The following is a 9,096-nucleotide window of genomic DNA, read 5'->3' on the forward strand; positions in this document are numbered from 1 at the left end:
ACCCAGGAATGGCAGACTCACCACCTGCGAGATCAAGCCGGAGCATGCCGAGATCGCCCAGTCGGTCTTCGATCGCAGTGCTCACGGGCACAAGATCAAACTGCACCTCGGTCCCGCGCTCGAGACCATCGCGGGACTGCCGGCCTCGACGAGCTTCGATTTCGTTTTTCTCGATGCCGATAAAGAAAACTACGTGAACTACTATGAAACGGTACTGCCGCGCCTGCGATCCGGCGGGCTGATAGTCGCCGACAACGTGCTGTGGTCAGGACGGGTGCTCGCGCCGAAAAATAAAACCGACCGCGCCGTGGCCGCCTTCAACAAACACATCCGCCGCGATCCGCGCGTCGAGTGTGTAATGCTGCCCGTGCGAGATGGCGTGAGTTTGATCAGAAAACGTTGACTATCAGAGTTTAAGCAAACTCAACAAAAAGAAAGGCCCCGTTTCCGGGGCCTTGGCATCAGCTTCGCATGCGGCACCTGCGTGCGCCGCTACTCGGTTTTCTTCACAAACCGAGTTCTTTCTCGAGCGATTTCTGGTCCTGCTTGAACTTGTCCTGGCGTTTCGTCTCGGCCTTCTCGCTCTCAGCCTCGGACTTTTTCGCCAGGCTTTCGGCTTTGGCGCTGTCGCCGGCGAGTTCATAGAACTGCACGGCCAACTTGTTCTCGCCCTTGCTGGCATGCTCGTCACCGAGCTTGCGCGCCTTGTCCCGGACGCCCTTGGCTTTCTGCGGTTTCTCGGCGAACTCATAATAAGCAATGGCGTTCTCGATGGAACGGCGCGCACTGTCGGCGGCCAATGTGTCGCCGCGCTTCTCGGCGCGCTCGGTCACTTTGGCGGACCCGGTGCCCGCGTAATACACCCAATCCCTGGCCTTGCCGAGTTCCTCGCGCGACTCCTTGCGGGCCGCGAACGCCTTCTCCTCGGCGGCGAGCCACTTGTCCACGTTGCGGGAGGCGAGCCCACGCAGCTCCTTGACGCGTGCCTCATTGTTGCGACGCTTGAAATGGTCGATGGCACCACCGACGGCATTGGTGTCGTCCGGTTTAGCGTTGGCCTGCTTCAGCATTACGCGATCCGCATCGGCCTCAAGACCCGAGGCTTGGTACCAGCCAAAGGCCTCCTTGAGTCGACCCTGCTTTTCCTCCTGGTCACCGAGCGTGCGGCCCACCCGCTTGATCAGAGCTTCGCGCCGCTTGCCGGCCTCGTTGCCGAGACATTCCCACGCGACGGTACTCGCCGTGTTGAACGCCTCCTTCAGTTTTCCGGCCTTTTCGCTGTCCTCGGCCTTTTTCATCTTCAGCGTTTCGGCGGCGATCTCCTTGTCCGGGCAACCGTCGGCAAAAACTACCGGCGGATTCATGGCGGCGAGTGCCAGCACCACGAAAATGAATTTCGTTTTATTCATGAATGGAATTCCCTTATTTCAGAAGATCAATCGCATCTTTGAAACCAAACCCACCCTTGGATTTTTCCTTGGGCGCAGGCTTGTCTTCGTTGTTCTTGTCTCCACCGCCCATCATCATCTTGCCCATACCCCCCATGTCCATCTTGGTGTAGCTGGACGGAACCTCGAACAGCGAGGCGTCCTGCTTGCCGATCTTGAGATTGTCGAGCTCCATTTTCATGCGATCCTTTTTGCCCTTGTCCACCGAGATGACGTCAAGTTTCATCATGATGTTTTCCTTAGTCATCCACCAGAACCCGCCCATCTTCGCTCCATTGGGCTTCTTCTCCTTCATGATGATCTTGCTCTTGGTGGTCTTCACGCCGTTGATCGTTTCCGGGCCGACCACCGTCTGCTCGACGTCGTAGTTCGACACGTCGTCCTTACTGACCTTGGGATCGCTGAGTTTCATCTCCATGTACATGCTTTCGGACGGCATCAGGTTCCAGGCCAGTTTCTTGTCGCGGCGCATGATCATGATGATCTTCTCGCCGCCATCGCTCATCTCCCGCCGCTCCTTGTTCGGGGCCTGGTAAATCTTGCCCTTAACAGCACTATCTGCGGTTTCCATGCTCCAATCGGCCGAGTACTCGACATTGGCGGGCTGCGTCGCCAGCGCCGGCGCGGCCAATAGGCAACTTGCCACGATCAACCATGTTTTCATTTGCATCGAGAGAATCTCCTGACTTGTTTATGTTGAACGTCAACGCCCTCGAAAACCTTTTTACGCTGCCGAAACTGGCTCAGCGTAGATGAAATCACCGGCGGACGGCAAGCGATTACGTGTCTTCCGTTACCGGTTCGCGATGCCAAAAAAAGAAAGGCCCCGTTTCCGGAGCCTTTCGATTTACATCTCAGGATTGGACAGACTTACATATCCATTCCGCCCATACCACCCATTCCGCCCATACCACCCATACCGCCACCGCCGCCATGAGATTCTTCCTTCGGCGTCTCGGCGACCATGGCTTCGGTCGTAATCATGAGCGCGGCGACGGAAGCCGCGTTCTGCAACGCGGTGCGCGTCACCTTGGTCGGATCGAGGATGCCCATCTTCAGCATGTCGCCGTACTCATCGGTCGCGGCGTTGTAGCCGTAGTTAACGTCCTTGCTCTCGGCGACCTTGTGGTACACCACCGACCCCTCGATACCGCCGTTCTCCACGATCTGGCGCAACGGTTCCTGCATGGCGCGCACCGCGATCTGGATGCCAACGTCCTGGTCGTGGTTGTCGCCCTTGAGACCCTTGATCGCGCTGACGGCGCGCACTAGCGCCACACCACCGCCCGGGACGATGCCTTCTTCCACGGCCGCGCGGGTGGCGTGCAGCGCGTCTTCCACGCGCGCCTTCTTCTCTTTCATTTCCATCTCGGTCGCGGCCCCGACCTTGATCACGGCAACACCGCCGGCGAGCTTGGCCATGCGCTCCTGCAACTTTTCCTTGTCGTAGTCGCTGCTGGCTTCCTCGATCTGGGCCTTGATCTGCTTGATGCGCCCTTCGATGTCCTGCTTCTTGCCGGCGCCATCGATAATGGTGGTGTTTTCCTTGTCCACCGTAACACGCTTGGCGGAGCCGAGCATGCTGGCATCGGCCTTCTCGAGGCTCATGCCGAGTTCATCGGAGATCACCGTGCCCGCCGTCAGGATGGCGACATCCTGCAGCATCGCCTTGCGGCGGTCGCCGAAGCCCGGCGCCTTCACGGCACAGACCTTGAGGATGCCGCGGATGTTGTTGACCACCAGGGTTGCCAGTGCCTCACCCTCAACGTCTTCGGAGACGATCAGCAGCGGCCGGCCTTGCTTGGCCACGCCTTCGAGGATCGGCAACATCTCGCGAATGTTGGAGATCTTTTTCTCGTAGATCAGGATCAGCGGATTCTCGAGTTCCACGCTCATCGTGTCCTGCTTGTTGATGAAGTAGGGCGAGAGATAGCCGCGGTCAAACTGCATGCCTTCCACGGTATCCAGCTGGTTCTCGAGGCCCGAGCCTTCCTCAACCGTGATCACGCCTTCCTTACCGACCTTGTTCATGGCATCGGCGATGATCTTGCCGATGGATTCGTCGGCGTTGGCGGAGATGGTGCCCACCTGGGCGATCTCCTTGGCGTCGGAACAGGGCTTGGAAATCTTCTTCAGCGCCTCGACCGCCGCGGTGACGGCTTTGTCGATGCCGCGCTTGAGGTCCATCGGGTTCATGCCGGCGGCGACGGACTTCAGTCCCTCGCGCAGCATGGCCTGGGCCAGCACGGTGGCGGTGGTAGTGCCGTCGCCGGCGACGTCGGAGGTCTTGGAAGCGACCTCTTTCACCATCTGCGCGCCCATGTTCTCGTACTTGTCCTTCAGTTCGATTTCCTTGGCGACGCTGACGCCGTCCTTGGTGACCGTCGGGGCGCCGAAGGATTTCTCCAGCACTACGTTGCGGCCTTTGGGACCGAGCGTGATTTTCACCGCGTCGGCCAGGATATTGACGCCGCGCAGCATGCGCGTGCGGGCGGGATCGCCGAATATAACGTCTTTCGCTGCCATAAATAATTTCCTCTCTGAATTCGTTCGGTTGGTTACTTCTCGACTACGCCCATGATGTCTTCTTCGCGCATCACGAGCAGCTCTTCATTGCCGACTTTGACCTCGGTTCCGGAGTACTTGCCGAAGAGGATCTTGTCGCCGACCTTGACGTCGAGCGGACGGAGCTTGCCGTCTTCGAGGATCTTGCCGTGACCCACGGCGACGATTTCGCCCTGGATCGGTTTTTCCTTGGCGGTATCGGGAATGACGATGCCTCCGGGTGACTTACGCTCTTCTTCCAGGCGGCGCACGATCACGCGGTCGTGAAGCGGACGGATTTTCACGGATGGTTCTCCTTTGGGCTGGGGTTGTACACTCATGCTGTGCTCCTTGATTGATTCTTTATCCTGTGTGACTGACTCTTGGGTAAAGTGTTGAAAATCGGGGGTAAGAGTGCTGTTAGCACTCTTACCAAGCGAGTGCTAATGATAAACGGCTGCTGAATCTTGTCAACCCCGGTACTCGCGTATTCAGTCAACCCGTCGGGATTTGCCTTCCAGGGGGGTACGACCGGGCTTGTCCGTCCCCGGTGGGTGGTGCGTGACACCGCTTTCCAGGTGCATATGGCGCAGGTACAGCCGGATGATTCCCCGGCGCAGGGGTGGAATCAGCAGTGTAAAAGCGGCAATGTCGGTTAAAAACCCGGGGATGACCAGCAGCACGCCGGCGACCAGCAAGGCCAACCCCTCCAGCATCCCGAGTGCAGGCGATTCACCCCGCGCCACCATGGCCTGGACGCGCGTGGCGGTGGCCAGGCCCTGACGGCGGACCAACCAGACACCGACCACCGCGCTGACCACCACCAGCAAGACTGTCATGCCGGCCCCGATGCGGGACCCGACCTGGACGAAGACCGCGATCTCGGCCACCGGCACCAGCAGCAACAGAATCATGAACATGAAGACAGGGCCCTATGCCACCTTAAACCCGCAGCATAACGGCTCAGCCGTTGCGTCGCATCCGGGACGTGGCGGCGTCAGTTTCGCTACAATGAATAAATACCGCTCCGGCGCCGTCACCGGACGGGATCGGGACACTAAAAACGAATGGAATCTCACCAGTACCAGCTGGTTCTCACGACCTGCCACGATGCCGCGGCGGCGGAACGCATCGCGCACGCGCTCGTCAGCGAGCGGCTGGCCGCCTGCGTCAACGTCCTGCCCATCGCCAAATCCATCTATCTGTGGAAAGGCAAGGTGGAGTCTGCCGCCGAGCAATTACTTGTGATCAAGTCCATGGCACACGCTTACCGCACTATCCAGAAACGGATCCTCGAACTGCATCCCTATGAACTTCCCGAAGTGATCGCGGTCCCTGTTGCCGACGGCAACCCCAACTACCTCGCCTGGATTCGCGACCCGGATAAAACATGATGACCCGATATTTCACTGTCTTGCTGCTCCTGCTGCTGTCACCGGCGCGCGCGGAACAATCCAATGAGGACCTGCTGGAAGCGGATCAGGCCTTCCAGCTATCCACGCGCACGGTCAACGGCACCACGCTCGAGACGCGCTGGAAGATCGCTCCCGACTATTACCTGTACCGGGACAAGTTCGAATTCGAGGCAATCGAGGGCGGGACACTCAAGGATCCGGTATTCCCGCACGGCAAGAAAAAGCAGGACCCGCTGTTCGGGACGGTGGAAACCTACACCAAATCAGTGAAGGTTCGCTTGCCGATCGAACGTCAGGGGTCCGCGCCAAGCCTGCGGCTGCGCATCACGGCACAAGGTTGCAACGAGCCCGTGGGCGTCTGCTACCCACCCATCGTGAAGGAAGTCGACTTCAAACTGCCGCCGGTAAAAGCATCGCGCGCGCCGGTCGCCGCGGTGGCGGCAACACCGGTCGGCGAAGTCCGGTCACTGAAAGACCTCACCCAGTCGACGACGTTAGGGAGCGGCGCGGCGGAGCCGGTGGATCCGGAAACAGCCTTCAGGATGAATATCACGGCGCGCGGCAACGAGGCGCTGCTCGCAAGTATCGACATCGCCGACTGCTGTTATCTCTACCGTGACAAGATGAAGTTCGAACTGACCGCGGCCGATGGCAGTGCGCTGCCCGCGGACGTGCGCCTTGGCAGTGTCGAGCTGCCAGCAGGCAAAATCAAAACCGATGAGTTCATTGGCAAGACCGAAATTTATGAAACCGGTTTCGAGGTAGCACTCCCGATCGCGGGCGGCGCCGCACCGGATCGCGACATGTCGCTGCATGTCACGTATCAGGGCTGCTCGGAAAAAGGGGTGATCATCTGCTACCCGCCGGTGACAAAAAAATTCGGCGTGCAATTCCGCGCCGGCGCATTGAGCGTGGCGGCCGGACCGGAAGCCGCCGCGGCGTCGCCCGTGGTCCCACCGACACGCGACACCGGCAAACTGATGGTCGCCATGCTCGCCGCCTTCGGCGCGGGATTGTTGCTTAGCTTTACACCTTGCGTGCTCCCCATGGTGCCGATCTTGTCGGGCGTCATCGTGGGCACGGAAGGCACGCACATCACCAAGCTGCGCGGCGGACTACTCTCGTACAGCTACGTGCTCGGCACCTCGTTCACCTACACCGTCGCCGGCGCCATCGCCGGCGCCACCGGGGAACAGCTGCAGGCCTATTTCCAGACCACTTGGGCCATCGGAACCTTCGCCGCGCTCCTGGTGCTGCTCGCGCTCTCGATGTTCGGCTTCTATCAATTGCAGGTGCCATCCTCGATCCAGTCGCTGCTGCACCATCACTCCACCCGCATGCATCATCAAGTCAAACAATGGCTCGGCGGCGAGCTGATCGGGGCGTTTATACTTGGCCTGATCTCGGCGCTCATCATCGGTGCCTGCGTGTCGCCGGTGCTGGTCTCGGTGCTCGGCGCGGCCATCGCTGCCAAGGACCCGGTGCTCGGCGGCGCACTCATGTTCGCGCTGGCACACGGTCAGGGAGCAATCCTGATCGCGCTCGGCATCGGCGCCGGTTTCCTGCTGCCCAAGGTCGGCAAATGGATGGACAGCGTGAAGCATCTGTTCGGCGCCCTGCTGATCGCCGTCGCGATTTACCTGCTTGGATACCTGCCGCAGGTGCCGGTGCTGTTCCTGTGGGCGGCGCTGCTCATCGTCTCCGCCGTCTACCTCGGCGCCACCCAAAGCCTGCCGGAAAGCGCGGGCGGCTGGAGCTATTTGTGGAAAGGGATTGGCACCGTTTTGCTCATCTGGGGCGGGCTCGCCCTGCTCGGCGGATTCGCCGGCAACCGCGATATTCTGCGACCGCTGCCACTGACATCCTCCAGCATCAGCATGATCGCGGGTGGCGCCGGCGGCGCTGCCGCACCCGCCGCGGCGGAACATCCGTTCGAACGCATCTATACCCTGCGCGACCTGGAAGACCGCCTCGCATCCGCCAAGGCCGCGGGCAAGCCGGTGATCGTGGATTACTATGCCACGTGGTGCACGGATTGCCTGCGCATGGAAAAGAGCACCTTTGCCGATACCCGCGTTCGCGCGGAACTGGAGCACTTCGTGCGGCTGCAGCCGGATGTCACCAACTCCGGTGCCGCCGAGGTCGAGGCGATGAAAAAACGCTTCAAGGTCTACGGCCCACCGGCCGTCGTCCTGCTTAACAACCGGGGTGAACAGCGCAGTGAAGCGCCGACATACGGATTTCACAATGTCGAGGAAATGCTGACCCTGCTCGGCAACACCTGAAGCTTCCACGGTTCGGCCTACACATGTCCGCCACCCTGAAAAACCTGCTGCTGTTCGTCGTCGCCGTGCTGGCGCTCGCGGGCGGCTACTGGGCGGCACAGTCATTGCGCCCCGCGGAGAAAGTAACCACCCCGACCTACGGCGGCGGTACCATGATCGATTTCACCCTGCCCGATCTGGATGGAAAAAAACACGCGTTGAACGAATGGCGCGGCAAGGTGATCGTGCTGAACTTCTGGGCCACTTGGTGCCCGCCGTGTCGCGAGGAGATCCCGCTGTTTATCTCCCTGCAGAAAAAACATCCGGCGAACGACCTGCAGGTCATCGGGGTTGCTATCGATACCCTGACCGCCGTGATGGTTTACCGCCAGTCCGTGCGCATCAATTATCCGATCCTGATTGGCGAGAATGATGCCATGCCGCTGATGACCCAGTACGGCAACCGCATGGGCTCCCTGCCCTTTACCGTGATCATCGACCGCAGCGGCTCGATTGCAGCTCGCAAACTCGGTGAGTTCAATCAAACCGATATTGAAAGCCTGATTGATCCTCTGTTAACTCGCCAATAAACCCATCTCCGCCGTTTTCACGCAGATTCTGTCGATATCTTCACTATATATCGGTAATCTCCGCCAATTTTGCCAGCACAATGGATTCGCTGGACAAACTGCCATCTGAGATGCACAATAATACGTCTGGAGAAGATAGCGACAAATGTATGCGTAAATCAGGAAAGATCGCGCAAATAGCTTGCATTTTCCTAACCTGCCTCGGCCATCGGTTTACCTGCCGAACCAAAGCATCTCATGGCTGAAATCCTGGTACTGAACGGCCCCAACTTGAATCTGCTCGGCGCAAGAGAGCCGGAGCACTACGGCTCGACCACGCTTGAGACCATCAATCAGCGCCTTGCCAAGCAGGCTGAGGCCGCCGGACACCGCGTCAGTTTCTTCCAGAGCAACGCCGAGCACGAGCTGGTCGGGCGGGTGCAACAGGCGATGAAAGACGGGGTAGCGTTTGTCCTGCTGAACCCGGCGGCCTTCACCCACACCAGCGTGTCGCTTCGCGACGCCCTGGCCGCGGCACATATCCCGTTTATCGAGGTGCATCTTTCCAACGTGCATGCACGCGAGTCATTCCGGAAGCACTCTTATTTCTCTGATCTCGCCGCCGGCGTGATCAGCGGACTGGGCGCGCAGGGTTATGAACTGGCGCTCACAGCCGCCATTGAACGATTGAAAAAATAGGGCAAGCCATCATGGACATACGCAAGGTCAAAAAACTGATCGAAATGCTGGAGGAATCGAGTCTCTCCGAGATCGAGATCCGCGAGGGCGAGGAAGCCATCCGCATCAGCCGCGGGACTTCCGGCGGCACGCAGGTCGTGCACATGGCGCCGGCGCC

10 protein-coding genes and 1 pseudogene are annotated in these 9,096 nt (G+C 59.7%); 6 read left to right on the top strand and 5 right to left on the bottom strand.

The features are described from left to right. The coding region (locus WB402_RS02720; protein WP_424205381.1) for an O-methyltransferase at nucleotides 1-403 on the top strand (403 nt) is incomplete at its 5' end. Nucleotides 404-506: 103 nt separating this feature from the next. Here the strand turns inward: WB402_RS02720 and WB402_RS02725 are convergent. The 5 genes from WB402_RS02725 to WB402_RS02745 form a co-directional block, all read right to left on the bottom strand. After that, a complete protein-coding gene (locus tag WB402_RS02725) occupies nucleotides 507-1,409 on the bottom strand; it encodes a hypothetical protein (protein WP_424205382.1) in 903 nt (300 codons plus the stop codon). Nucleotides 1,410-1,422: 13 nt separating this feature from the next. Beyond that, on the bottom strand, nucleotides 1,423-2,118 hold the full coding sequence (locus tag WB402_RS02730) for a DUF4412 domain-containing protein (protein WP_424205383.1): 696 nt from the start codon (nucleotides 2,116-2,118) through the stop codon (nucleotides 1,423-1,425). A 200-nt stretch (nucleotides 2,119-2,318) separates the two neighbouring features. Continuing rightward, nucleotides 2,319-3,974, bottom strand: coding sequence for a chaperonin GroEL (gene groL / locus WB402_RS02735; protein ID WP_424205384.1), 1,656 nt, complete (start codon nucleotides 3,972-3,974; stop codon nucleotides 2,319-2,321). Nucleotides 3,975-4,006: 32 nt separating this feature from the next. After that, nucleotides 4,007-4,297: a co-chaperone GroES gene (gene groES, locus WB402_RS02740; RefSeq protein WP_424205391.1), complete on the bottom strand. Its 291-nt coding sequence runs from the start codon at nucleotides 4,295-4,297 to the stop codon at nucleotides 4,007-4,009. Nucleotides 4,298-4,483: 186 nt separating this feature from the next. After that, nucleotides 4,484-4,912 carry an FxsA family protein gene (locus tag WB402_RS02745; protein ID WP_424205385.1) on the bottom strand — a complete coding sequence of 143 codons (429 nt, stop codon included), beginning with the start codon at nucleotides 4,910-4,912 and terminating at the stop codon, nucleotides 4,484-4,486. Between the two features lie 147 nt (nucleotides 4,913-5,059). Here WB402_RS02745 and cutA point away from each other — a divergent pair, with 147 nt between their 5' ends. From cutA to WB402_RS02770, 5 genes and pseudogenes are all read left to right on the top strand, one after another. After that, entirely contained in the window at nucleotides 5,060-5,386 is a 327-nt protein-coding gene (gene cutA, locus WB402_RS02750) for a divalent-cation tolerance protein CutA (protein WP_424205386.1), read from the top strand. Further along, nucleotides 5,383-7,692, top strand: coding sequence for a protein-disulfide reductase DsbD (gene dsbD, locus WB402_RS02755; protein WP_424205387.1), 2,310 nt, complete (start codon nucleotides 5,383-5,385; stop codon nucleotides 7,690-7,692). Before cutA ends, dsbD begins: the two co-directional genes overlap by 4 nt. Nucleotides 7,693-7,715: 23 nt before the next feature. After that, complete coding sequence (locus WB402_RS02760) at nucleotides 7,716-8,261, top strand: TlpA family protein disulfide reductase (protein ID WP_424205388.1); 546 nt, start codon at nucleotides 7,716-7,718, stop codon at nucleotides 8,259-8,261. A 237-nt stretch (nucleotides 8,262-8,498) separates the two neighbouring features. Further along, nucleotides 8,499-8,939 (top strand): type II 3-dehydroquinate dehydratase, encoded by a 441-nt coding sequence (aroQ, locus tag WB402_RS02765; protein WP_424205390.1) that lies wholly within the window; start codon nucleotides 8,499-8,501, stop codon nucleotides 8,937-8,939. Between the two features lie 11 nt (nucleotides 8,940-8,950). After that, a pseudogene (locus WB402_RS02770) lies at nucleotides 8,951-9,096 on the top strand (acetyl-CoA carboxylase biotin carboxyl carrier protein); the annotation flags it as partial.

It is taken from the genome of Sulfuricaulis sp. (assembly GCF_049587675.1).
Taxonomy (GTDB): domain Bacteria; phylum Pseudomonadota; class Gammaproteobacteria; order Acidiferrobacterales; family Sulfurifustaceae; genus Sulfuricaulis.